General features: G+C 51.4%; 1 protein-coding gene and 2 pseudogenes. All 3 read right to left on the bottom strand.

Annotated elements, in window-relative coordinates:
- Positions 1-602: cob(I)yrinic acid a,c-diamide adenosyltransferase (cobO, locus tag ACRCZA_RS14090; protein ID WP_438675041.1), on the bottom strand; the 602-nt coding region annotated here is incomplete at its 3' end.
- Between the two features lie 15 nt (positions 603-617).
- A pseudogene (locus tag ACRCZA_RS14095) lies at positions 618-1,421 on the bottom strand (cobyric acid synthase); the annotation flags it as partial.
- Positions 1,408-1,515, bottom strand: a pseudogene (locus ACRCZA_RS14100) (hypothetical protein); the annotation flags it as partial. The pseudogenes ACRCZA_RS14095 and ACRCZA_RS14100, both read right to left, overlap by 14 nt.

Raw genomic sequence — 1,515 nt, forward strand, 5'->3', positions numbered from 1 at the left:
GCTTTTATGCCGGCCTCAAAGGCATGTTTTATCGGTTGAACCTCGCTCACCGTATCGGCCAGTTCGATAATCGCTCGGTGGCAGGCGCGGCCAGTGATAATCACATGCTGCATGGGGGGGCGATTGTTAAGTGCCGTCAGTACCCGCTCGACATCAAGATAGTGATAACTCACCATATAGGTCAGTTCATCGAGCATCACACAATCAATGCTCTCGTCTTGCAGTAACGCTTCAGCGGCTTCCCAAGCGACTAGGGCGGCAGCGGTATCCTTTTCTTTATCTTGGGTTTCCCAAGTAAAACCAGTGCCCATCACATGAAAATTAACGCCTGCACCTTCAAGCAGATTACGCTCGCCGCATTCCCAAGTGCCCTTGATAAATTGCACTACAGCGGCTTTTTTGCCATGGCCCACGGCGCGGGCAACGGTGCCAAAACCTGAGGTCGACTTACCTTTGCCATTGCCCGTTAGGACTAACAAAATGCCCTTTTCATCCTGAGCGGCGGCAATTTTGGCATCGACTCCCGCTTTGAGTTTTTGTTGGCGCGCCTTGTGGCGTTCGGCCTTTAATTGTTCTTGATTATTATCGTTTGCAGTTGTCATGGTTTAGTGTTCATCCTACGGCTTAACGGAGGCGGTTAAGATTGCCTGTAATTGTGGTAAGTCTAGATGTTCGGCTAATACATCGGCCAACCTATCCAGTTGTTGCTCTCGAATAGCATTAATATCAATTGCTTGTGCATCTTTTAACCCGGCCCAGCGCAGAATTAACTGGCACGCTGCAGGGCTGTCGAATAGCCCATGTAAATACGTGCCTGACACTTGCCCGTCCTCACTTAAGCAGCCGTCGGCAAAAGACTTTTCTGCCTGTTTATCGCAAGTACGCTCATTTATCAAGCGTAATGGCGCGCCCTTGGCGGCCTCACTGGAGGTGAGATATTGGGACTCGCCGCAGTGGATCTCATAACCTTTGACGGCCACAGTCTGCCCTCGCAAGGTCAACTCGCCTACAACGCTCCGTAACTGTTTTTCGGCGCTAAATTCGGTGGTTATGGGTAAATACCCCAGCCCTTGGCTAGTCCCGAGCGCATCTTCTATCCCTAACGGATCGGCAATGCGCTCACCCAGCATTTGATAACCACCACAAATTCCCAGCACTTTACCGCCGTAGCGCAAATGCTTGGCAATTTGTTTATCCCAGCCTTGCTCGCGTAAAAAGGCTAAATCGGCTCGCACATTTTTACTGCCGGGCAAAATCAGCAGATCGGCGGCGATCTCCGGCGTCTGAGCTAAGGCTTGCGTCTGCAACGACACATAATCAAAATCGATATCAGGATGCAGCCTTAGTGGATCAACATCCGTGTGATTGCTGGTGCGCGGATACACCAGTACCCGCACCTTAAAACGGCTCATTGCCGGCTTGACTTAAATGTTCCACGTCGTGAAAGGCATCAAACATCAGCAGCGTGTGGCTAAGGGCATCGGCGGCAGCGCTGGCAAGTTCGGTGTGGCTTAG

The sequence above is a fragment of the Shewanella sp. genome (assembly GCF_051658185.1).
Taxonomy (GTDB): domain Bacteria; phylum Pseudomonadota; class Gammaproteobacteria; order Enterobacterales; family Shewanellaceae; genus Shewanella.